Below are 23,224 nucleotides of genomic sequence, written 5' to 3' on the forward strand. Positions count from 1 at the left end.
TCGCCGCGTCGCAACTGCCCAGCGAATCACCGGAGTTCACGTGCCCCAGTCCATGAGCAAGCGCAGGATCGGCAAGGGAGCGGGTGTGGCGGCGGCCATCGCCGTGTTAGCGGCCGTCACCGCCCCGATGACCGCGCACGCCGCCGACGCCCCCACCACCCCGGCCGCCGCGGCGAAGCTCGACGACGACTTCAACGGTGACGGCTACCAGGACCTGGCCGTCGCCGCCCCGCACGGCAAGGTGGGCGGCAAGGCCCGCGCCGGGTACGTGGCTGTCGTGTACGGCTCGGCGAAGGGCATCGACCTCGCCCACCGGCAGGTCATCAGCCAGGACACCCCGGGCGTACCCGGTGCCGCCGAGGCCGAGGACCGCTACGGCGACGGTCTGGCCGCCGGTGACCTGGACGGCGACGGTTACGCCGACCTGGTTGTGGGCGCGCAGGGCGAGGACGTCGGGGACGTCGTCAGCGCCGGCACGCTCGCCGTGCTGTGGGGCGGGCCGCAGGGCCTGTCCGGGGGTACGGCCGTGGCCACCGGCACCGAGGAGGACCGCGTCGACCCGCTCCGGCCGGCGCTCGGCGACTTCAACGGCGACGGCCGGCTGGACCTCGCCACCGGCAACCGCCTGCTGTACGGGCCGTTCGACCGCACCACCGGCGCCGCGAGCAGCCACCGCCTCGCCCTGGAGGCCGAGTACGTCACGGACGACGTGGCCGCCGGTGACGTCGACCACGACGGCACCACGGACCTGGTCGCGCTCATCCACGACGACAGCGAGGACGACCTGCACGACCCGGACGCCAAGCACCGCCGCGCGGTCTACCTGGCCGGCACCGCGGACGGCCTGAGCGCCCCCGCCCCGCTGAAGAACCCCGACGGCACGCGGATGCGGGGCGGCGAGAGCCTCGGCATCGGCGACGTGAACAAGGACGGGTACGGCGACCTCGTCATCGGCCGCCGGCTCGACGGCTCGGGCGAAGTCCCGCTGGACGACCCGCTGCTGAAGGGCGGCCAGATCGGTGTCGTGTACGGCTCGGCCGACGGTCCCGACACCTCCCGTACGACGATCACCACGCAGGACACCCCCGGTGTGCCCGGCAGCCCCGAGTGGGGCGACGGCTTCGGCGGGGGCATCTCCGTCGCCGACGTCAACGGCGACGGCTACGCCGACGTCTCCACCGGCAGCGGGACCGAGAGCATCGGGGACGTGTACGCGGCCGGGCAGTTCACCGTCCTGCGCGGCGGGAAGTCCGGGCTGACCGGCGACGGCGCCGTGGCCATGAACCAGAACACCGCGAACGTCCCGGGCACGGCGGAGCAGAACGACTTCTTCGGCGCCCGGACCAAGCTGCTCGACGTCAACGGCGACGGCCGGCCCGAGCTGTTCGTCGGCGCCACCGGCGAGAACCGGGACGGGGGAGTCTGGGCGTTCCCCAACCCGGTCGGCGCCCCCACCGCCACCGGCTCGGTCAGCTTCGGCGCGGGCACCCTCGGCACCGTCGCGGACGGCTCCGCGCTCGGCGCCGGCTTCGCCCGGTGATCCCTGGCTGATCATCTGTCAGACCCGCCCCGGCAACGGCTTGTTCCGATGCTGGCGGTGGGTCTTCTTTTGTCTGCTTAGTTGTCATGTACGTGAACTCCGGCGTTCAGCGGGCGGACCGCCCGCGAGCGTGAAGCTTCCCAGAGTCCAAGTGGCCAGCGAGGTAAGGGAGTCAGTCGATGACCGGAGCAGTATCCCCCGACCGACGCCGATTTCTGACCGGCGGTGCCGCGGTCCTCGGCGCCGCGGCCTCCGCCCAGTTGTGGCTTCCGGCCACCGCCCACGGGGCCGAGACGCCGCTGCCCGACGGCGTGTTCAGCCTCGGCGTCGCCTCCGGAGACCCGCTGCCGGACGGCATCGTGCTGTGGACCCGGCTCGCCCCGGACCCGCTGAACGGCGGCGGTATGCCCGACCGGGTGGTGCCCGTGGAGTGGCAGCTCGCCGAGGACCACCGGTTCAGAAAGCTCGTCCGCCGGGGCACCGCCCAGGCCCGGCCCGAGTACGGGCACAGCGTTCACGTGGACGTACGCGGGCTGCGCCCGGGCCGTACGTACTGGTACCGCTTCCGCACCAGCGGACAGCTCTCGCCCGTCGGCCGCACCCGTACCGCGCCCCACCCCTACAGCTCCGGTGACTCCCTGCGCATGGCGCTGGCCTCCTGCCAGAACTGGCAGCACGGCTATTTCACGCCATACGCCGACATGCTGGAGCAGGACCCGGACGTCGTGGTGTTCGTCGGCGACTACATCTACGAGTCCACGCCGTCGGCGACGGGCGTACGACGCCACGAGGGGTCCGGGGAGCCGTTCAGCCTCGCCCAGTACCGCAATCGGTACGCCCAGTACCGCACCGACGCCGACCTCGCGGCGATGCACGCGAACGCCCCGTTCGTGGTGAGCTTCGACGACCACGAGGTCGACAACGACTTCGCCGGCGAGATCCCCCAGGACCCGGACAAGCAGCCCCACGACGCGTTCGTGGCCCGGCTGACCGCGGCCTACCAGGCGTTCTACGAGCACATGCCGGTCCGTGCCACCGCCGTCCCGAACGGCCCGCACATCAAGATGTACCGCCGTCTGGAGTTCGGCCGCCTGGCCCGGCTCAACGTCCTGGACACCCGGCAGTACCGCAGCGACCAGGCCAAGAGCCAGGCCGGTGCCCAGGACCCGTCGCTGACCATGCTGGGCGCACGGCAGAAGCAGTGGCTGCTGAACGGGCTGCAGAACTCGCCGGCCCGCTGGAACCTGATCGCCTCGCAGATCATGATGGCCGAGACGGACCTCCAGGTCGGCGAGGGCAAGCTCTGGTTCTACGACGCCTGGGACGGCTACCAGGCCGAACGCAACCGCTTCCTGAAGGAGTTCAAGCAGATCCGCAACCCCGTCGTGCTCTCCGGCGACCGGCACCTGACGATGATCAGCGACCTCAAGGAGGACTACGCCGACGCGGACTCCGCGGTCGTCGGCGCCGAGTTCGTCGGCACCTCCATCTCCAGCAACGGCGACCAGGACCAGGCGGCCTTCCGCAAGGAGTGGGACCCGCGGCGCCCGGACAACCCGCACTGGAAGCTGCTCGACGCCCACCGCGGCTACCACCTCTTCGACATCGGCCGCGCCGGCATCGACGCCCGGGTGAGGGTGGTCGACACCGTACGGCAGCCGTCGGCGACGCCGAGCACGCTGGCCAGGCTGCGGGTCGAGGCGGGCCGGCCGGGCGTCGAGGTGGTCTGACCCGGCCCCTGACGCACGCGTGAGCCCGGTACTCCTCGGAGTGCCGGGTTCTTCCTCGTGCGCGGCGCGTGAGCCGTGTGAGAAGTCCGACCCGGGCTGCCGGCCTATTGCTCTCGCCGAGACCGAAATGCTGCGGAATCTTAATCAGGAATTCCGGGCCAATGAACGGCCGGGCGAGCCGTATTCGCGCCCGGGCCTATGAAGAACACGTGCAGCCCCTCGCCCCGGGACGTGAAGATCCGCGCACCGGGGCGGCGGGGCCCGCCGCGGCGAGCGGCGGGGCCGGTACGCAGCAGGCCTTCAAAGCGCGTACCGTGCACCGGACATCGTCCAAGGAACTCGCGGAGGTCCTCGGTCACCGCCGTCCCGAGCGGCTCCGATGTCGCTGAGCATCTGTGGAGTTACTCACAGCGCATTTCCCCGGGGCCCGCGCAGTCGTCTCACCAATCACCAGGAGTGGGAGGTGAATGACAGGTTGCGCGCACATATGCGGCGGAGGTCGCTCACCTTGCACTGCGGTAACCACAAGTGGGACCATTTCCAAGTTCCCTGTCGCCCCAAGGTAGGTCACCTGTGTCCCAGCACATAGCCAAGCCCCGTACCACCGCAGTGATCCTGGCCGGTGGCACCGGTCAGCGGGTGGGTCTGTCGATCCCCAAGCAGCTGCTGAAGATCGCCGGCAAGGCAGTCATCGAGCACACGCTGACCACCTTCGAGAACGCCGACTCGATCGACGACATCATCGTGCTGATGGCACCCGGCTACGTGCCCGACATCGAGAAGATCGTCGCGAAGGCCGGATTCAAGAAGGTCTCGAAGATCATCGAGGGCGGCGCCACGCGGAACGAGACCACCGAGCGCGCCATCTCGGCCCTGGGCGAGGGCCTGGCCGAGGGCGAGGACGCCAACGTCCTCTTCCACGACGCCGTGCGCCCCCTGCTGTCGCAGCGCGTCATCGACGACTGCGTCACCGCGCTGGAGCGCTACCAGGCCGTCGACGTGGCCATCCCCTCCGCCGACACCATCATCGTCACGCGTACGCACGGCGAGGACGGCGAGTTCATCACCGAGATCCCGGACCGCTCCCGGCTGCGCCGCGGCCAGACCCCGCAGGCCTTCAAGCTGTCCACGATCAAGCGGGCCTACGAGGTCGCCGCCGGTGACCCCAACTTCCAGGCCACCGACGACTGCTCCGTCGTGCTCAAGTACCTGCCGGACGTGCCGATCCACGTCGTCGCGGGTGACGAGTACAACATGAAGGTCACCCAGCCCGTCGACGTCTTCATCGCCGACAAGCTCTTCCAGCTGGCCTCCACGGCCGCGCCCGAGCAGGTCTCCGAGGAGGCCTACCGTGAGCTGCTGACCGGCAAGACGGTCGTCGTCTTCGGCGGCTCCTACGGCATCGGCAAGGACATCGCCGAGCTCGCCGAGTCCTACGGCGCCTCGGTCTACGCGCTGGGCCGCTCCACCACCGGCACCCACGTGGAGAACCCGGAGGAGGTCGACGACGCCCTGTCCAAGGCCTACGCCGAGACCGGCCGCATCGACTACGTGGTCAACACCGCCGGCGTGCTGCGCATCGGCAAGCTCGCCGAGACCGACAACGCCACCATCGAAGAGGCGTTGAAGGTCAACTACCTGGCCCCGGTGCAGATCGCCCGTTCGTCGTACAAGTACCTGTCCGAGACCAAGGGCCAGCTGCTGCTCTACACCTCCAGCAGCTACACCCGCGGCCGCGCCGAGTACAGCCTCTACTCCTCGACCAAGGCCGCCATGGTGAACCTCACCCAGGCCCTGTCCGACGAGTGGGCCGGCGACGGCGTCCGCGTCAACTGCATCAACCCCGAGCGCACGGCCACCCCGATGCGCACCAAGGCGTTCGGCCAGGAGCCGGCCGGCTCGCTGCTGTCCTCCGAGGCCGTGGCGCGCACCTCGCTGGACGTGCTGCTGTCCGAGCTGACCGGCCACGTCATCGACGTCCGTCAGCAGGACCCGACGGCCGGTGCGGCCCGGGCCTCCGGCTTCGAGACGGCGCTGGCCTCGGTGCTGGACCGGCAGGACGGCGTGTAATAATTGACGCCAAATAGACTTAAGTAATTCAGGCCTCTGCGCCCTCCTGTTAACGGTGTTCGTCAACAGGAGTGTTCGCAGGGGCCTGAATCCATACCGTCTCGCGAATATTCACAGACCAGCCGCATTCTAGAAACAAGACCGGCACACCCCTCCCAAGAGCAGGTTTCTCCGTGATATCCACCGCTATTCGCGTCGCCCGGGTGGGCAGCGCGGCCGAGCTGGCCGCGGCGGTCCTCATGGTGGCGGGCTTCCCCGCCCTCATGCTGGCCGCGCTCGTCCCGAGCGTCCCCGCCTTCGCGGCAGCGGCCGCCGTGACGTACCTGGCGGACCACTATCTGCACCGCAAGGGCAGCTATCTGATCAACCGCCTCGGCAAGGTCCGGGCCGGCCTGTCGATCCGCTTCCTGATCCGGCAGCTGCTCCTGGTCCTGCTGCTGGCCCGGCTGTCCCTCGCGGACAACCTGATCTACTACGGGGCGATCGCCTGCTTCATCGCCTTCTACGGTCTGCAGGCCCCGCACGGCGCGCTGGTCCAGCTGATCCGCAACCGCCGCCGCATGCCGGTCGCCACCCGCAACGTCGACCTGAAGTCGCGCATCCGCATCCCGGACGCCCCGCCGCGCAAGCTGCTGCACCGCTCCGCCGAGAAGATGCTGCACCTCGACCTCTTCGCGGTCGTCGGCATCCTGATCGCCGCGCAGGTGAAGTCGGCCCTCGTCGGCTTCGTCGGCATCGGCATCACGGTGGCCGTCGCCACCCTGTACGTCCTGGCGCTCATGCCGTACGTCCGGGGCCGGAAGATCCCGCCGAACGCCGAGAGGGTGCTGGCCGCCGTCGACGACTGGCTGGGCGAGTACAAGCCGGAGACGGTCCTGTACTTCTCCGGTTCGAAGGACTCCGCGTACCAGGTGAACATGTGGCTGGACACCATGGAGAACCTGGACTCCAAGCCGCTGATCATCCTGCGTGAGCGGGCCATCCTGAACAACCTCGCGCCGACCACGGTCCCCGTCATCTGCGTGCCCGGAGGGGTGCACCTGATGAACATGGACCTGTCCACGGTGCGGGTCGCGCTCTACGCGGCGAACGTCGGCAAGAACATCCACATGCTGCGCGTGCCCACCATCAAGCACGTCTTCATCGGCCACGGCGACAGCGACAAGCTCGCCAGCGTCAACCCGTTCAGCAAGGTCTACGACGAGGTGTGGACGGCAGGCCGCGCGGGCCGCGACCGCTACGCCATCGCCGACGTCGGCGTCCGCGACGACGACATCGTCGAGGTCGGCCGCCCGCAGCTCGCCCCGATCCAGATCTGGCAGGGCGTGCCCGAGGGACGCATCCCCACGGTCCTGTACGCCCCCACCTGGGAGGGCTGGGACGACAACCCCGGCAACACCTCGATCCTGCTGGCCGGCGAGAACATCGTGCGCAGGCTGATCACGGCCGACCCGCCGGTGCGCGTCCTGTACAAGCCGCACCCCTTCACCGGTACGCGCAGCAAGGAGGCCAAGGCCGCCCACCAGCGCATCACCGCCCTGGTCCAGAAGGCCGCCGCGGAGCGTGCCGCCGACTCGCGCTTCGTCACCGACAGCGCCGCCCAGGCGCAGGCCAAGGCGGAGCTGGCCCGGATCGAGGCCCGGATCGCCCAGCTGGCCGGCACCGGCGACAAGGGCCGCGACGAGGCCGAGGCCACCCGTGACGGGCAGGTCGACGTCGCCCGGCACGAGGAGGTCGCTCGGCTGCGCGCCGAGTGGAACGACGCCTACTGGCGTTCCTTCCCCAGCTGGGAGCACCGGGTCATCACGGGCGCCGAGCCGCGGCTGTACGACTGCTTCAACGTCTCGGACGCGATGGTCTCGGACATCTCCAGCGTGGTGTCCGACTTCATCGCGAGCGGCAAGCCGTACGCGGTCACGGACTCCGCGGAGCTGGGTGCCGAGGAGTTCAAGCGGAACAACACGGCGGTGCGTGCCGCGGTGATCCTGTCCAACAGCGCGGACGAGCTGGGCGAGCTGCTGAGCGCCGTCCGCGACCCGGCCGCCGATCCGCTGGCCGAGGACCGCAAGGAGCTCAAGCAGTACCTGCTGGGCCCGGACGAGCCGGCCTCCATCGACCAGTTCAACACCGCCGTCGCGAACCTCGCGCTCAAGGCCGAGACGCGCAACGTCGGCCAGGAGTCACGGATCGCGGCCGCCACGGCCGAGTCGGAACTGGCGAACGCCGTGCCCGGGCAGCGGGTGTCCTCCGCCGGTGACACGGACGGTGTCGGCACGGGCTGAACCGCCGCCGCCCGCTTGAGAGTTCGGCCCCCGAGGAGTGTTCCTCGGGGGCCGAACTCTTTCGCTTTCCCGCTTCCTGTCGGTTCACCATGTGACGTGACTCACTGATACGGGTGATCGAGGCAACCGCTTGCCTCGATCACCCGTCTACCAAGTAGCGAATGAGGAGATACGGGGGGAATATCCCATTGACTAGGGGGAAACGTGACCGTGGCGCAGCCTGATGTGAGTGTGATCATCGGTGCGTACGAAGCGATGCCTTATCTGATCGAGTGCCTCTCGTCCGTCGAGGCGCAGACCATCGATCCGGAGCGCGTCGAGGTCATCGCGGTGGACGACGGATCGACGGACGGTACGGGGGAGTACCTGGAGGAGTTCGCCGAGCGCGCTCCCATGCACGTGCTGGTGATCCGGCAGGAGAACTCCGGTGGCCCCAGCGGCCCGCGCAACGTCGGTCTGGGCAAGGCGACCGGGCGTTACGTCTTCTTCCTCGACGCCGACGACCGGCTGGGACCCGAGGCCCTGGAGCGGATGGTCGACATGGCCGACCGCGCCGGAACGGACGTCGTCCTCGGCAAGGTCGAGGGCGTCAACCGCTCGGCGCCGAAGTCCATGTGGGGCAAGACGGTGGAGCGTACGGACGTCTACTCGTCCAACATCAAGTTCACGCTCAGCGCGCAGAAGCTGTTCCGCCGCGCCCTGCTCGACCGGCACGGCATGCGGTTCGACGAGTCGCTGTTCACCGGCGAGGACGCCCTGTTCACGATGGAGGCGTACCTGCGGGCGGACGGCGTCTCCGTGGTCGCCGACCACACCTGCTACTACCTGGTCGGCCGGGACGACGGCAAGCACGTGACCAAGAGCGGCAGTTACACGCTGCGCTTCGACTCCGCGCGGGCCCTGATGAACCTGATCGCCGACCTCGTCCCCGCGGGCGGCCGGCGCGACCAGCTGATGGTCAGGCCGTTCCTCGTCACGCTGCTGCCGCAGTTCGGGCCCAAGTACCTGACGGACAGCGAGGAGATACGCCGGCACAAGTTCGAGCTGGCCAAGCCGCTGATGGACGCGCACTGGACCGAGGGCGTCGCCCAGCGCCTCAAGGTGCACGAGCGGCTGCGGCTGCATCTGGTCGCCGAGCAGCGTCCCGAACTGCTGCTGGACGTGGTGAAGTTCGTCAAGGCCAAGAAGCAGGCGGCGGCGCTGCTGGAGAAGAAGGGCCGCCGCGTCTACCTGGTCTACCCGCACTTCCGCGACCGCGCCGCGGGCATCCCCGACTCGGTGTACCTCGCCGAGCCGCGCGAGGCCCGTGCCTTCCCGGGCTACCGCGAGGGCGGCGTCGACACATTCGTACGCCGGGCGGTGCGCAAGGCCCGGCGGGTGCTGACAGCGCGTGAGGTGCGGCAGGCGGCGTGAACACGGGCGCGGGGCCGGTGGGTGATCGCCCACGGCCCCGCGGTTGGTCGGTCGGTTCGTCTGCTGGTGCGTGCCGTCGTGCTGTTAGCGCGGTGCCGTCGTCGGCAGGCCTGCCCCGCCGCTCGCCGGCTGTGTGCGCTGGCCGGGCAGTTCCGCGGCCGGGTGCTCCGCCGCCAGGCGCTCCGCCACCCGGGCCCTGTGGTCCCGGGCCTGGGCGCACAGGGCCCGTACGGCCGCGTTGAAGCGCTCCTGCGACGGCGGATCGGCCGGGCCCAGCAGGCGCAGCTTCAACGCGGCGCGTGCCTCGGCCAGGGTGTCCTTCTCCGGGTGCCGGACCGTCTCCAGCAGGCTCGGCACCCCGGCCGCGTCCGGTGTCAGCACGGTCGCCGCCGCCACCGTCGGGAACGCCGTACGGAAGGCCTCCTCGGGCAGCCCGCTGGTGTTGGCCACCGCGTACGGCTTCTCGCTCGCCAGGAAGTCACTGATCACGCTCGACACGTCACTGATCAGCAGGTCGGCCACGTTGAAGCAGGAGTAGAGCGCGGGCCGGGCGTCCGTGATGATCTGGTGTTCGCCCTCCGGCAGCGAGGCCCAGTACGCCTCCTCCCAGGCCGCCGTCGCCCGTGCCACCGCCTGTGCCCGGCCCGGCTCCGGCGCCGACTGCACGAGCATCCGCTCCAGTGTGTCGGCCCCGGACCGGAAGTCGGCCGTGGTGAGCCGGTCCAGCTCCTCGGTGAGACGGGCCAGCTCCGCACCGGCCGTGGGGCGACGCACTCCCGTGCGCTCCCGGTTGGCCGACCGCATCAGCTCCCGGATACGCAGATCGGCCGCGCCCGCGCGCGGGTCCACCGAGCCCGTCAGCGGATGCGGCTTGTACAGCAGCCGCACGCCCGGGTCCGCGAGCAGCGCCCGCACCAGGTTCTCACCGGCCGCGATCACCGACGTGTTGCCGGGGTTGCCGTCCCAGCCCTCCCAGGTCGGCGCGTACAGCACGGTCGTGAAGTGCCCGTCAGCGGCTCCGCCGCGGGGCCCCGTCGGCGGGCCCGCGTAGGGGAGCACGCCGTCCAGCTGCGGGCGGCCCGTCTCCACCACGTCCTTGTCCTCGACCCCGACCTCGGCCAGCGCGTACCGCTCGCGCGCGGCGGGGCCGGCCACCCAGACCTCGTCGTACGCCTTCGCATAGGGGTTGCACGAGGACAGCTTGTCGCTCTCGCCGTGGTTGACGAAGGTGTGCCGGATCGTGGGGATGCGCAGCACCTGGGAGGTCTTGCCGGAGTTCGACGGGTGGATGAGGACCTGGAGCGTGGAGTGCTCGAGACGCATCAGCGTCGACACCTTCGGCAGGCACACGATCGGGATGTCCGTCGCCGCGATCTTCTGCACCATGAACCGCTCGCGCAGCACGATGACGGGCTTCCCGTCGAGCCCCGCGAGCGGCTCCAGCCACATGTTCGCCTGGTAGGCCGAGGAGGCGCCGCCGGAGAAGTACAGGCCCACGGTCGGCCGGTACTCGGCCAGCCACGCGTCGAACCAGGCGAGCACCTCCTGCTCGCCGGCCGGGCGGCGTCCCGGAAGCAACCGGAGGAGCAGCGCGCCGAGGCCGGTCAGCGCGAGCGCGAGGGAGAGCGCGATGCCCGCGGCGGCGTACACCGGCTCGTCACCCGGCGCGGCGGCCAGCAGCCCGGCCGTCGCCGGCAGGCCGAACACCAGCAGCCGGTGGCCGGGGCGGCGCAGCAGCACGGACGGGGCCGGGGACAGCCGCAGGGCCGAGGCGTCGATGTTCCGGGTCACCACCGGCAGGGTGCGGGTCCGGCGCACCAACACGGAGAGCGCCTGGATCGCGCAGTGCAGCACGTAGAAGGCGAGCAGCCCGGCCACGAGCGGGGCGTACACCGTCTCCCGGTCCTGCTCGCCGAGCCGCAGCAGGCCCACGACCAGCAGCAGGTCCCGCAGGACGTGCCGCACGGTGATGTCCGCGTGCGACTTGGCGAACAGCGACAGCACCCCGCGCTGCCACCGGTACAGGACGCCCTCGGTGGCCAGGGAGACGGTGGTCGCGGCGAGCAGCAGGGGGACGTGGGGCAGCAGCGCCGCGACCGCCTGAGCGGCGAACGCGGCGGCCAGGACGATGGTGACCAGCCCCTTCAGCAGGGCCGGTGGGCGGGGGAGAGGTAGGGGCACTGCGGTCACTCCAGGAGCGTCGGTTCGGCGCGGCGCAGGTCGGCCGTCCGGGTTAACGTGCGGCGACCTCCTGACGACACGCGCGTGTCGTCAAGGCGTGGGGGTGGCTGCCGTCCCGCGTGGCGTCGGACCGTAGCGGAAGATTGCATTCCTGTCTTGGGGGTGGGGCGGGGCCCGAGCCGGGCGACGGTGCTCCCGTGACAGCTCCCGTGACACGAGCGGCACCGTCCGTAGCGTGGACCGGCGCCGCGCCCCGTACGCCCGTCCCGTAGATTTCCTGGTGAGCGACCGCATCGACGCGAGGGGACGGACGGGGACGTGGCAGGGGCAAGGCAGGCCGTGGGCGAGGCCCGCAGGATCGTCGTCAAGGTCGGGTCCTCCTCGCTGACCACCGCCTCGGGCGGCCTGGACGCGGACCGGGTGGACGCGCTGGTGGACGTGCTCGCCAAGGTCCGCAGCGGTGGCGAGCGCGAGATCGTCCTCGTCTCCTCCGGTGCCATCGCGGCCGGCCTCGCCCCGCTGGGCCTGCGCCGCCGTCCCAGGGACCTCGCCCGGCAGCAGGCCGCCGCCAGCGTCGGCCAGGGCCTGCTGGTCGCCCGCTACACCGCCTCCTTCGCCCGCTACGGCGTCGGCGTCGGCCAGGTGCTCCTGACCTCCGACGACATGAGCCGCCGGGCGCACCACCGCAACGCCTCCCGCACCCTGGACAAGCTGCTCGCGATGGGCGCGTTCCCGATCGTCAACGAGAACGACACCGTCGCCACGGACGAGATCCGCTTCGGCGACAACGACCGCCTCGCCGCCCTCGTCGCCCACCTCGTCCGCGCCGACCTGCTGGTCCTGCTGTCCGACGTGGACGGCGTCTACGACGGCGACCCCGGCAAGCCCGGCACCTCCCGCATCGCCGAGGTGCGTGACCCGTCCGATCTCGCGGGTGTCGAGATCGGCAGCGCGGGCAAGGCCGGCGTCGGCACCGGCGGCATGGTCACCAAGGTCGAGGCCGCCCGGATCGCCGCCGCCGCCGGCATCCCCGTCGTGCTCACCAGCGCCGTCCACGCGGCCGACGCCCTGACCGGCCAGGACACCGGAACCTTCTTCCACCCCACCGGCAAACGCTCCGCGGACCGGCTGCTGTGGCTCCAGCACGCCTCCACCCCGCAGGGCGCCCTCACCCTGGACGACGGCGCCGTCCAGGCCGTCGTGGAGCGCCGCACGTCGCTGCTGCCGGCCGGCATCGCCGCCGTCGAGGGCGAGTTCAGCGCCGGCGACCCGGTCGAGTTGCGGGACGACACGGGGCGCGCCGTGGCCCGCGGGCTCGTCAACTTCGACGCCAAGGAGATCCCCCGGCTGATCGGCCGCTCCACCCGCGAGCTCGCCCGTGAACTCGGACCCGCGTACGAACGCGAGGTCGTACACAGGGACGACCTGGTGCTCCTGCACCCGTAATGGGTCGAAACGTCCGCCCCCGGTGGTGGACGTTCCGCAAAACCGCCCCGCGATCTCCTGCGGCCTGCTCAACTTTGTCTCGGGGACACATTCCGCAGCAGCGCCACAGTGCAAAGGAGGCCGTCGTGAGACGAGTGCGCCCTGGGGCCGCGGCGTCCCGTGGTGGTACCGGCTCCCGCGCGGCCGGTGAGGAGCGGGCCCTGACGAGCGTGGCGGCAGGGGACCGCTTCGAGGGCGAGGAGCCCGGTGACACCCCGCGCCTGTGGCACGTCACCCTCAGCGTCTCCGGCCAGGAGGCCCCGCTCCCCGAGGTCCGGCGCGCCCTGGAACAGCTGGCCCACGACCACCCCTTCCTCCTGACCAGCCGATACGCCGTCGACCACGCGGAGATCCGCTACTGGGAGGAGGCCCGCGACCTGCACGACGCGGCCGCCGTCGCCCTGCGCCTGTGGGGCGAGCACCGGCAGACCGCCGGGCTGCCGCCCTGGGAGATCGTCGGCCTGGAGGTCATCGACCGCGCCACCTACCACCAGCGCATCGCCGAGGGGTACGGGCCCCCGCCGGCCTCGCCGGTCGGAGTTCATCCGTTCTGACCCGCTCCGGCGGATGTCTCGGGAGGTGTCTCGGGGTGTGGAACGCGCCGTGAACGGTCCCGCCCGGCACACTACGCTTCCCTTATGACCACGCTTTCGCCGTACGACTCCATGTCCCCGGTCACCGAGGCCGCCTACCGCGCCAAGGCCGCCGCCGCGAGCCTCGCGCCGCTGCCACGGGCCGACAAGGACGACGCGCTGCTCGCCATCGCCGACGCGCTGGAGGTCCGCACGAGCGAGATCGTCGAGGCCAACGCCAAGGACGTCGCCAAGGCCCGCGAGGCCGGCATCAGCGAGGGCATGATCGACCGGCTCACGCTCACCCCCGAGCGGGTCCGTGCCATCGCCTCGGACGTCCGCGACGTCGCCGCGCTGCCCGACCCGGTCGGCGAGGTCGTACGCGGCTCCACGCTGCCCAACGGCATCGACCTGCGGCAGGTCCGCGTGCCGCTCGGCGTCGTCGGGATCATCTACGAGGGCCGGCCGAACGTCACCGTCGACGCCGCCGCCCTCTGTCTGAAGTCCGGCAACGCCGTCCTGCTGCGCGGCTCCTCCTCGGCGTACCAGTCGAACAGCGCCCTCGTGCGCGTCCTGCGCGACGCCGTGGGCGGGGCGGGGCTGCCCGCCGACGCCATCCAGCTCGTGCCCGGCGAGAGCCGCGACAGCGTGCGCGAGCTGATGCGCGCCCGCGGCCTGGTCGACGTACTCATCCCGCGCGGCGGCGCCTCCCTCATCAACACGGTCGTCCAGGAATCCGTCGTCCCGGTCATCGAGACCGGCACCGGCAACTGCCACGTCTACGTCGACGCCCAGGCCGACCTCGACATGGCCGTCGAGATCCTGATCAACTCCAAGGCCCAGCGCGTCGGCGTCTGCAACGCCGCCGAGACCCTGCTGGTCCACCAGGACATCGCCGCCGAGTTCCTGCCGCGGGCCCTGGACGCCCTCGCGGAGGCCGGGGTCACCGTGCACGCCGACGAGCGCGTGCAGGCCTACGCCAAGGACTCCAAGGCCACCGTCGTCGAGGCGACGGCCGAGGACTGGGAGACCGAGTACCTGTCGTACGACATCGCCGCGGCCGTCGTGGACTCGCTGGACAAGGCCGTCGAGCACATCCGGCTGTGGACCTCCGGCCACACCGAGGCCATCGTCACGACCTCCCAGCAGGCCGCCCGCCGCTTCACCCAGCTGGTCGACTCGACCACGGTCGCGGTCAACGCCTCCACCCGCTTCACCGACGGCGGCCAGTTCGGCTTCGGCGCCGAGATCGGCATCTCCACGCAGAAGCTGCACGCCCGCGGCCCCATGGGGCTGCCCGAGCTGACCAGCACGAAGTACATCGTCACCGGGGACGGGCACGTACGGCGCTGAGCCGCCTGCCGCGGGGTCTGCACGGCGGCGCATGTGTGTGCGGCGGGGTGGCCGGGCCGCGCGTGCGCCGTGCGGCACCCCGTGCACGCCGTCTCAACCGGCGGATGAATCTCCATACCGTCTGCCCAAAATGACCCCCCAGGTCTACTCTGGAAGCGTGCCGGAGGACGTGGGGGGCACGCCGTTTCCTGACGGCCGGGAGCCCGACGACGACCACGACCGCGGGGTGTCGGACGAAGAGTTCGCCTCCGTGGTCTTCGACGAGGCCTTCGTACGCGCGGCCGTGGTGCACGAGCCGACCGCCGTGGAGCGCCTCCTGGCCGCCGCCAAGGCGAGAGCCGAGGCCTCCGAGGCGGAGGCGCGCCGCGCCCACTCCAGAGGCGAGCGGTACGACGAGGGGTACGGCCCGGACGGGCACGGCGATTTCGGCCATGATCCCGAGCTGGACGAGCTGGACGACCCCGACATCCTCGAGGACCGCTACGGCGGCGCGGGGCCGTACTCCCGACAGGTCCGCTGGCACCGCCCCGTCGCCTGGGTGCTCGCCCTCGTGATGGGCATCGGCATGGTCGCGCTGGCCTTCACCGCGGTCTACCGGGGCGCGTCCTCCAACCGCGAGGAACCCGTGCCGGCGCCCACCTCCACCGGGCTGGAACAGGGCAGCGGGGCGGCTCCCTCCGCTTCCGCCGACTACTCCCCGCCGGCCGTCTCGGTGATACCGCGCAACCCGTGACCGGAACCCGCCCTTCCTGGTGAGGACCTGTCAGAATTTGTGGTGCGGCCCGGCGTTTACCCGAGCTTCCGGAGACCTACCCTGAAGATATGGGCGGGCCTGGAGACCCACCTGAGGGGACACCCGAGGGCGCTCCCGGAGGTGGAGAGGACGAGTACCGATCCGTCGTCTTCGACGAGTCGTTCGTCCGTGCTGCCCGCCTCCAGGAGTTCTCCGCGCAGGAGCGCATCGCCGACCACGCGCCCGCCGTGCGACGCCGGCCGCCCCTGCGCCGGGGCCTGTCCCGGCAGGCCCTGGCCCTGGTCCTGCTGATCGCCCTCGCGTTCGGCACCGCCATCTACATGGGGGTACGCCACCCCTACCAGACCCCCGCAGCCCGGGAGTCCGCCGAGCCCCTGCGGATGACCGTCATCCCGCTCGCCCCCGAGGGCAAGGTGCCCGGCACGGCCGACACGGCGTACCTGTACGAGCGCAGCCCCGCCGCACAGTTCAAGAGCGGCGCGGAGGGCGTGCCGCTGCCCGCCTCGCGGCGCACCGCGCACTTCTCGGACAGCCAGGTCGTCAGCGCCCTGACCACCGCCAAGGACTACGTCGTCCGCTCCTCCCTCGACCCGGACGTGCTCATGGGCGGAGAGGTCCGCGCCGTCCGCGTCCTGCTGGACTCCGACCAGCTGGACCAGTTCGACCAGAGCTTCGCCCGCCCCACCGCCGACGGACGCCACGCGCCCACCGGCTGGCTCGTCCGCTTCGACCCCTCCCGCGCCGAGCTGGCCGACCGCAAGGTGCGGGTCCAGGGCACGCTCCAGGCCGCCGAGGTCAACTCCTCCACGCTGGAGGTCACCGCCGACCACACGCTCGTGTACGCGCTGCGGCCGGCCGGGGCCGGAGGCAAGGCCGAGGTCTCCCTGTTCACCGTCCGGCGCGAGCTGCACTTCCGCTTCGACCGCGACGACCTGCGCCTGCACCAGGGCCAGCTGGTCGTCTCCTACGTCCAGGCCGGCCCGCTCTCCTGCGCCGAGGACTCCACGAACCACCTGCGCCCCCTCCTGGCCGGCCAGACGGCCAAGGAAGGCGGCCCCGCGGGCACGGACCCCTACGCCACGGGCAGCGCCACGGCCCTGTGCGGCACCCTGGCGACGAGCGCGCAGCCGAGGGTGTGAGGCGGCTTCCGGAGCGTGCTTCCAGGGCTTGCTTTCAGGGCGTGCCTTCAGGGCGTACTTCCAAGGCGTGTGCGGACGCCTCAGCTGCCGTCGCGCGGCGGTCGGCCGTCCTCAGGGGAGTCGTCCGAGGGGCTGTCCGACGGGTCCGGCGTCTCGGGCCCCCGGGGCGGCTTCTGAGCTGGGTTCGCGAAGCCGCCGAAGCCCCGGCGGACACGGTCGCCCAGGTCGCCGGCGCCGCCGGCGAGGTCCGTGACCAGCTTCATCAGCGGGTCCTTGGAGTTCTTCACATGGGTCGTGTAGTGGTTCGCCGAGTCCCGCCAGGAGTCCCGCACCGAGGTGTCCTTGTCCTCGTCGCGCCGCGGGTAGTGGCCGTCCATGATCCGCTGGTAGTCCCGCGACTCCGCCCACTTCTTCAGCTCGGCGGCCCGCACGGTGGTGAAGGGGTGGGAGCGCGGCAGCACGTTCAGGATCTTCAGCACCGAGTCGCGCAGGTCGCCCCCGGCCTCGTACTCATCGGCCTGGGCGAGGAACGCGTCCACGTTCATCTCGTGCAGGTGGTTGCCGCCCGCGATCTTCATCAGGCCCCGCATGGACGCCTGGAGATCCTGCCCGACCAGCAGCCCCGCCCGGTCCGCGGACAGCTCCGACTTGCGGAACCACTCGCGCAGCCCGGTCACGATCGCCATGATCGCGAGATTGCCCAGCGGGATCCAGGCGACCCGGACGGCGAGGCTGGTCAGGAACAGCAGGATGGTCCGGTAGACCGAGTGCCCGGACAGCGCGTGCCCCACCTCGTGCCCGACGACCGCCCGCATCTCCTCCTCGTCGAGCAGCTCGACGAGCCCCGTCGTGACCACGATGATCGGCTCGTCCAGGCCGATGCACATCGCGTTCGGCTGCGGGTCCTGGTTCACGTACATCGGCGGGACCTTCTCCAGGTCCAGGATGTAGCAGGCGTCCCTCAGCATCACGTTCAGATGCGAGAACTGCTGGTCCGAGACCCGCACCGAGTCGGACAGGAACAGCAGCCTCAGACTGCGCTCGGGCAGCAGGCCGCTGAGCGCCTTGAACACCGTGTCGAAACCGCTCAGCTTGCGCAGGGCCACCAGGGCGGAGCGGTCGGCCGGGTGCTCGTACGTACGCGAGGAGATTCCGGGGAAGCGCCTGCGCTGCCTGCTCGGCACGTGCTCGTGCCCGTTGTGCTCGTGGCCGTCGGACATGTCTTCCCCCATGTGCGTCTGTATGACCTTTGCGGCCCCTTGTGCGGCCTTTTGCTTCCCCGAGGCAGAGCCCAGCCTAGGCGGAGTTACGGTGGTCGGGCAGTACAGCGAAGGAGACCACCGTCATGGAGCACCACCCCGCAGCCGCCTGGCTCGCCGAGGCCGCGACCGCCGCCGAGCGGCAAGGGGGGCCGGGGATGCTGCGGTACGTCCTGCTCGTGATGATCGTGGGCTGTGTGCTGACCGCGTGGTTCCTGCTGCGTGGCTACAGACGGAAGGACGACTGAGGCACCGGGAAGGTTCCCCGCCGGGCCCCGGGACCGGGCCGGGCGGGACCGCGCACCGGCTCCGTGTCACAACAGGCGGAGTCGGGGTGATCGCGGTCGGGGCGCCCGCTTACGATGAGCCGACGTCTTTAACCCGCCCACACGCGATAGGTCCTGCCGAAGATGAGCTTCCACAGCACCGCTGCCCAGTTGGTCACCCTCGCCGCCGAGGGCGAGGAGCACGGCGGTAACCACGAAAGCCTCAGCCCCTACCTCACCGGTGGCGGCGCCCTCTTCGCCCTGCTGCTCCTGCTGTGGATCACCACCCGCTTCAACCGCGACCGCTGAGCCCGGCCGGGCGCCCCGCGCGGGGCGCCCCAGGGACCACAGGGGCGGCCGGACCCTCAGGGGTCCTTGCACTGTGCCCGCCCGGGGCGGGCACGGTGCAAGGACCCCTCAGGCAGGGCCGGTAGGGTCTGCACGCATGGGAGAGCAGGACATGCCTACCGGTCCGGCGAACGAGACGCCGTGCGACCCGGCACAGGACACGGCGAGCGGCACCGAGCGACACTCGGGGCCCCGGCGTGCCGCCACGGAGCACCGCCAGATCGACGGTCCCGGAAACGGTCGGCCCCAGCCGGGCAAGCGCCGCCTCGGCGTCATGGGCGGTACCTTCGACCCGATCCACCACGGGCACCTGGTCGCGGCCAGCGAGGTCGCCGCGGCGTTCCACCTCGACGAGGTGGTCTTCGTCCCGACCGGCCAGCCCTGGCAGAAGAGCCACCGCAAGGTCTCCCCGGCCGAGGACCGCTACCTGATGACGGTCATCGCGACCGCGGAGAACCCCCAGTTCTCCGTGAGCCGCATCGACATCGACCGCGGCGGCCCCACCTACACCGTGGACACGCTGCGCGACCTGCGCGCGCTCAACCCCGACACGGACCTGTTCTTCATCACCGGCGCCGACGCGCTCTCCCAGATCCTCACCTGGCGGGACAGCGAGGAACTGATCTCCCTCGCGCACTTCATCGGGGTCACCCGGCCGGGGCACCACCTGAACGACCCAGGACTCCCGGAGGGCGGTGTCTCGCTCGTCGAGGTGCCCGCCCTCGCCATCTCCTCCACGGACTGCCGTGCGAGAGTCGCCAAGGGCGACCCCATCTGGTACCTGGTGCCGGACGGAGTCGTGCGCTATATCGACAAGCGCGAGCTGTACCGCGGCGAGTGAGCCGAGAGGGGCACCGGTGAACGACCGATACGACCCGGGGTACGGGGGCGACCAGTACGAACTCGTCGGCTACGACGAGTACGGCCAGCCTGTCTACCGGCAGGTCCAGGCCCAGCAGACCCAGCAGCAGACGTACGACCCGTACGCCCAGCAGCAACAGCAGGGCTACGGCTACGACCCGTACGCCCAGGGCGGGCAGCAGCCCCCGCCCGCGTACGACTACGGCACGAGCGGGCAGCAGCCCGGCTACGGCTCGTACGACCCCTACGCCTCCGGGCAGCAGGGCGGCACCGCCGCTCACGACCCCTATGGCCAGGCCGCGGCCGGCGCCGGTACGGCCCAGCAGCCCCGCGTCGCCGAACAGACCGCCCACATCCCGCAGCAGGCGGGCCCGGCCGACGACGAGGACCTCCGGGGCGGCCCCCAGCGGGACTACCACACCGAGCAGTTCGCCTTCGTCGAGGAGCCCGACGACAACTCCGAAGACGTCATCGACTGGCTGAAGTTCACCGAGAACCGCACCGAGCGCCGTGAGGAGGCCCGGCGCCGCGCCCGCAGCCGGATCGTCGCCTTGGTCGTCGTCCTCGCGCTCGCCGCGGTCGGCGGCGTCGGTTACCTCTGGTACGCGGGGAAGCTGCCCGGCCTGTCCTCCGGCGACCCCGCGACGGGCACGGCGACGGCCGCGGGCGCCCAGAAGCGCGACGTGATCGTCGTCCACCTGCACGAGGTCAAGGGCGGCGGCACCGCCACGGCCCTCCTCGTCGACAACACCACCACCAAGCGCGGCACGACTGTCCTGCTGCCCAACTCCCTTGCCCTGACCAGCGACGACGGCACCACGACGACGCTCGCCAAGTCGGTCGAGGACGACGGCTCCGACGGCACCCGCGACGCGCTCGACACGGTCCTCGGCACCGACATCCAGGGCACCTGGCGCCTGGACACCCCCTACCTGCAGAACCTCGTCGACATCGTCGGCAACATCGACGTCGACACCGACACGGCCGTCCCCGACCCCGCCGCCAAGAAGAAGGGCGAGGCCCCCCTGGTCAACAAGGGCAAGGCCCAGACCCTCAGCGGCAAGATGGCCGTCGCCTACGCCACCTACCGCGCCCCCGGCGAGGCGCAGAACGCCCAGCTGGAGCGCTTCGGGCAGGTCCTGCAGGGCGTCCTGCGCAAGCTGTCCTCCGACCCGCAGGCCGCGACGACCACGATCCAGACGCTTCAGCAGATCCTCGACCCGTCCCTGACCGACAAGGACCTCGGCACCTTCCTCGCCGGGCTCTCCGACCTCGCCAAGGGCGGTGACTACCGGACCGACCTGCTGCCCGTCCAGGGCGACGGCACGCTCAGCGCCCAGGCCAGTGCGGGTGTGGTCAAGAACGTCCTCGGCGGCACCGCCAAGAGCCCCGACAAGGGCGCCGCCGTCAGCGTCGCCGTCCAGAACGCCACCGGTGTGAAGGACAACACGGAGAAGGCCCGCGTCGTGCTCCTCAACGGCGGCTTCACCTTCCTGGAGGGCGGCACGCCCGGCTCCGCCCAGGCCACGTCCAAGGTCACCTACGCCGACGCCGCCGACAAGGCCGACGCGGCCGAGGTCGCCAAGACCCTGGGTCTGCCCCCGGGCTCCGTCACCAAGGGCAAGATCTCCGCGAGCGCCGACGTCGCCGTCGTCCTCGGGCAGGACTACAAGCCGTAGTCCGACCAGTCGGCAGGAGTGCGCTCCCCACGTGGTCCACGCAATCGCGTGGGGGGCGCACGGCGGTCCGTGAGACCCTTGGGGGCAAGTGACCGCCGACGGAAAGCCTTGTAGTGACCGTGACCGACCGCTCTCACGAGCTGATCAACACCGCCGCCCAGGCGGCCGCCGACAAGCTGGCACACGACATCGTCGCCTACGACGTCAGTGACGTGCTGTCCATCACGGACGCCTTCCTGCTGGCCTCCGCGCCCAACGACCGCCAGGTCAAGTCGATCGTCGACGAGATCGAGGAGCGCCTCAACAAGGAGCTCGGCGCCAAGCCGGTGCGCCGCGAGGGCGACCGCGAGGCCCGCTGGGTGCTGCTCGACTACGTCGACATCGTCGTCCACGTCCAGCACAGCGAGGAGCGCGTCTTCTACGCCCTGGAGCGGCTGTGGAAGGACTGCCCCGAGCTGGAGTTGCCCGAGGACGCCAAGGCCACCCGCGGCAAGGCCGAGGAGCACGCCAAGCTGCGAGCGGCCGAGGAGGCGGCGGAGCTGGACGGTGACTGGCGGTGACCTCCTTCGCTGAGGCGTCCGCCGGCACGGGCCGGGGCCGCCGCATCATCCTCTGGCGGCACGGCCAGACCGCGTGGAACGTGGAGCGCCGCTTCCAGGGCACCACGGACGTCGAGCTCACCGAGACCGGCGTCGCCCAGGCCCGGCGCGCGGCCCGGCTGCTGGTCGCCCTGAAGCCGGACGCGATCGTCGCCTCCGACCTGAAGCGGGCCGCGAACACGGCCGCCGAACTCGCCGCGCTCACGGACCTCGACGTGACCCACGACGAGGCGCTGCGCGAGACGTACGCGGGCGCCTGGCAGGGCCTGACGCACGAGGAGATCATCGCCCGGTACGGCGACGAGTACACCGCGTGGAAGCGCGGCGAGCCGGTGCGCCGCGGCGGTGGCGAGCTGGAGACCGAGGTCGCGGACCGTGCCGCCCCCGTGGTGCTGCGGCACGCCGAGAAGCTCCCCCAGGACGGCACGCTCGTCGTGGTCAGCCACGGCGGCACCATCCGCACCACCATCGGCCGTCTCCTCGCCCTGGACTCCCACAACTGGGAGAGCCTCGGCGGCCTCTCCAACTGCTGCTGGTCCGTCCTCGGTGAAGGCGCCCGCGGCTGGCGCCTGCTGGAGCACAACGCCGGCACCCTGCCGGAACCGGTGCTCGGCGACGACGACTGACCCCCGGATTTCACTTTCCGGCAGGTCGCAGGCTAAAGTTCTTCTTGTTCGCCCGGCCCGCCGGGAAGGAACACGAGGGGCTATAGCTCAGTTGGTAGAGCGCCTGCATGGCATGCAGGAGGTCAGGAGTTCAATTCTCCTTAGCTCCACGCTTCAAGATCCCGTTCCCGTCAGGGGACGGGATTTTTCATGCTCCCTCTTGAGTCATCGGGGCACTCTGAGGCGTATACCTCTACGGCCCCGCCGGGTTGCCGTGTCCGGACTGGTACTGAGGCGTCGCTGACCGTATTGGTCCGGTCGTGGCAGAATCAAACGGCCGGAAGGGGGCGCGGCCCGACGGGAGGGAGTAGCGATGCCTGCGAGCATCCTCGAGGAGGTCGACCACCTCCTCGGAGCAGCGTTGACATGGGAGATGTCCACCCGCCTCAGCTGCCCTTCCTGCGGATCCGCGCACGTGGCCCAGATGCTCGGCGACAACGGCGGGATCTCCTACGTGTGCACGGCCTGCGGCCACAGCTGGAGCTGATCGATGGGTGCACACAGGCGGAAATGCGACTGGTGTGGCAGCGGGACTCCGATCGTCCGCGACATGGAGCCGATCAATCCCGACTACCAGTACTGGTGCGAGGAGTGCGCGCGGGCGCTGATCATAAAGGGCGACCCGATCGAGACGTACCGCGAACTGGAGGGCGAGCCGATCTACGGCCGGCTTCTGGAGGAGCACTGCACGCTCAAGCGGTTCTATTCGTTCGTCACGGCTTAGCTCCGCACAGTCGGTGTAAATCCGGCATAACGGGCATCTCCGTGCGAGGGGAAATCGATTTGGTGTTGGGCCCGGAGGACCAGTAATGTTGGCGTCGCCGCCGGGGAAACCCGGAGGGGCGCAGCAAGGGGCTATAGCTCAGTTGGTAGAGCGCCTGCATGGCATGCAGGAGGTCAGGAGTTCAATTCTCCTTAGCTCCACAGCAGATGAGAAGGCGGGCCATCCGATCGGATGGCCCGCCTTCTTCGTGTGCGGCTTCCGGGTGCGGTAGCACTGGTACGCCTACGGCGGGCTCCCCTGGGGA

General features: G+C 70.8%; 20 protein-coding genes and 2 tRNA genes. 20 read left to right on the forward strand and 2 right to left on the reverse strand.

Features of this window, described 5'->3' with window-relative positions; all coding sequences use genetic code 11:
- Nucleotides 1-52 precede the first annotated feature (52 nt).
- The 5 genes from ACZ3I3_RS10205 to ACZ3I3_RS10225 all read left to right on the forward strand — a co-directional run bounded on the left by ACZ3I3_RS10205 (nt 53) and on the right by ACZ3I3_RS10225 (nt 9,035).
- A complete protein-coding gene (locus tag ACZ3I3_RS10205) occupies nt 53-1,540 on the forward strand; it encodes a VCBS repeat-containing protein (RefSeq protein WP_467364051.1) in 1,488 nt (495 codons plus the stop codon).
- 179 nt (nt 1,541-1,719) lie between these two features.
- Nucleotides 1,720-3,270, forward strand: a complete 1,551-nt coding sequence (locus ACZ3I3_RS10210; RefSeq protein WP_467364053.1) for an alkaline phosphatase D family protein — start codon at nt 1,720-1,722, stop codon at nt 3,268-3,270.
- 573 nt (nt 3,271-3,843) lie between these two features.
- Nucleotides 3,844-5,340, forward strand: coding sequence for a D-ribitol-5-phosphate cytidylyltransferase (locus ACZ3I3_RS10215; protein ID WP_467364054.1), 1,497 nt, complete (start codon nt 3,844-3,846; stop codon nt 5,338-5,340).
- Between the two features lie 203 nt (nt 5,341-5,543).
- On the forward strand, nt 5,544-7,622 hold the full coding sequence (locus ACZ3I3_RS10220) for a hypothetical protein (protein ID WP_467364278.1): 2,079 nt from the start codon (nt 5,544-5,546) through the stop codon (nt 7,620-7,622).
- Between the two features lie 204 nt (nt 7,623-7,826).
- Nucleotides 7,827-9,035, forward strand: a complete 1,209-nt coding sequence (locus tag ACZ3I3_RS10225; protein WP_467364055.1) for a glycosyltransferase family 2 protein — start codon at nt 7,827-7,829, stop codon at nt 9,033-9,035.
- A gap of 84 nt (nt 9,036-9,119) precedes the next feature.
- Here ACZ3I3_RS10225 and ACZ3I3_RS10230 read toward each other — a convergent pair whose 3' ends face one another.
- The gene (locus ACZ3I3_RS10230; protein WP_467364057.1) at nt 9,120-11,216 is read right to left on the reverse strand and encodes a hypothetical protein; all 2,097 of its coding nucleotides are present in this window, start codon (nt 11,214-11,216) and stop codon (nt 9,120-9,122) included.
- Nucleotides 11,217-11,555: 339 nt separating this feature from the next.
- On the opposite strand from ACZ3I3_RS10230, the gene proB reads away from it, so the two are divergent.
- From proB to ACZ3I3_RS10255, 5 genes are all read left to right on the forward strand, one after another.
- Nucleotides 11,556-12,662 carry a glutamate 5-kinase gene (gene proB / locus ACZ3I3_RS10235; RefSeq protein WP_467364279.1) on the forward strand — a complete coding sequence of 369 codons (1,107 nt, stop codon included), beginning with the start codon at nt 11,556-11,558 and terminating at the stop codon, nt 12,660-12,662.
- 134 nt (nt 12,663-12,796) lie between these two features.
- Nucleotides 12,797-13,255, forward strand: coding sequence for a hypothetical protein (locus tag ACZ3I3_RS10240; RefSeq protein ID WP_467364280.1), 459 nt, complete (start codon nt 12,797-12,799; stop codon nt 13,253-13,255).
- A gap of 84 nt (nt 13,256-13,339) precedes the next feature.
- Nucleotides 13,340-14,626 carry a glutamate-5-semialdehyde dehydrogenase gene (locus tag ACZ3I3_RS10245; RefSeq protein ID WP_306967004.1) on the forward strand — a complete coding sequence of 429 codons (1,287 nt, stop codon included), beginning with the start codon at nt 13,340-13,342 and terminating at the stop codon, nt 14,624-14,626.
- A gap of 157 nt (nt 14,627-14,783) precedes the next feature.
- Nucleotides 14,784-15,359, forward strand: coding sequence for an SCO2584 family spore wall biosynthesis protein (locus ACZ3I3_RS10250; RefSeq protein WP_467364059.1), 576 nt, complete (start codon nt 14,784-14,786; stop codon nt 15,357-15,359).
- Nucleotides 15,360-15,448: 89 nt separating this feature from the next.
- On the forward strand, nt 15,449-16,519 hold the full coding sequence (locus tag ACZ3I3_RS10255; protein WP_467364061.1) for an SCO2583 family membrane protein: 1,071 nt from the start codon (nt 15,449-15,451) through the stop codon (nt 16,517-16,519).
- Between the two features lie 80 nt (nt 16,520-16,599).
- Here the strand turns inward: ACZ3I3_RS10255 and ACZ3I3_RS10260 are convergent, their stop codons facing one another.
- Nucleotides 16,600-17,739 (reverse strand): M48 family metallopeptidase, encoded by a 1,140-nt coding sequence (locus tag ACZ3I3_RS10260; protein WP_467364062.1) that lies wholly within the window; start codon nt 17,737-17,739, stop codon nt 16,600-16,602.
- Nucleotides 17,740-17,864: 125 nt separating this feature from the next.
- On the opposite strand from ACZ3I3_RS10260, the gene ACZ3I3_RS10265 reads away from it, so the two are divergent.
- The 10 genes from ACZ3I3_RS10265 to ACZ3I3_RS10310 all read left to right on the forward strand — a co-directional run bounded on the left by ACZ3I3_RS10265 (nt 17,865) and on the right by ACZ3I3_RS10310 (nt 23,120).
- Nucleotides 17,865-18,026, forward strand: a complete 162-nt coding sequence (locus ACZ3I3_RS10265; RefSeq protein ID WP_356924107.1) for a hypothetical protein — start codon at nt 17,865-17,867, stop codon at nt 18,024-18,026.
- 162 nt (nt 18,027-18,188) lie between these two features.
- Nucleotides 18,189-18,353, forward strand: coding sequence for a hypothetical protein (locus tag ACZ3I3_RS10270; RefSeq protein WP_010041970.1), 165 nt, complete (start codon nt 18,189-18,191; stop codon nt 18,351-18,353).
- Between the two features lie 136 nt (nt 18,354-18,489).
- Nucleotides 18,490-19,233 carry a nicotinate-nucleotide adenylyltransferase gene (nadD, locus tag ACZ3I3_RS10275; protein WP_467364064.1) on the forward strand — a complete coding sequence of 248 codons (744 nt, stop codon included), beginning with the start codon at nt 18,490-18,492 and terminating at the stop codon, nt 19,231-19,233.
- 16 nt (nt 19,234-19,249) lie between these two features.
- Nucleotides 19,250-20,932, forward strand: a complete 1,683-nt coding sequence (locus tag ACZ3I3_RS10280) for an LCP family protein (RefSeq protein ID WP_467364065.1) — start codon at nt 19,250-19,252, stop codon at nt 20,930-20,932.
- Between the two features lie 113 nt (nt 20,933-21,045).
- A complete protein-coding gene (gene rsfS, locus ACZ3I3_RS10285) occupies nt 21,046-21,492 on the forward strand; it encodes a ribosome silencing factor (RefSeq protein WP_059416956.1) in 447 nt (148 codons plus the stop codon).
- Nucleotides 21,483-22,157 carry a histidine phosphatase family protein gene (locus tag ACZ3I3_RS10290; protein ID WP_467364281.1) on the forward strand — a complete coding sequence of 225 codons (675 nt, stop codon included), beginning with the start codon at nt 21,483-21,485 and terminating at the stop codon, nt 22,155-22,157. The genes rsfS and ACZ3I3_RS10290 overlap by 10 nt, the downstream gene beginning before the upstream one ends.
- Nucleotides 22,158-22,233: 76 nt before the next feature.
- Nucleotides 22,234-22,306 (forward strand) — tRNA-Ala (locus tag ACZ3I3_RS10295).
- Between the two features lie 203 nt (nt 22,307-22,509).
- A complete protein-coding gene (locus tag ACZ3I3_RS10300) occupies nt 22,510-22,683 on the forward strand; it encodes a hypothetical protein (protein ID WP_356924112.1) in 174 nt (57 codons plus the stop codon).
- A 3-nt stretch (nt 22,684-22,686) separates the two neighbouring features.
- On the forward strand, nt 22,687-22,920 hold the full coding sequence (locus ACZ3I3_RS10305; protein WP_006136074.1) for a hypothetical protein: 234 nt from the start codon (nt 22,687-22,689) through the stop codon (nt 22,918-22,920).
- A 127-nt stretch (nt 22,921-23,047) separates the two neighbouring features.
- Nucleotides 23,048-23,120: transfer RNA gene (locus ACZ3I3_RS10310), tRNA-Ala, on the forward strand.
- Nucleotides 23,121-23,224: the final 104 nt, after the last annotated feature.

It is taken from the genome of Streptomyces sp. NPDC016851, from assembly GCF_055562795.1.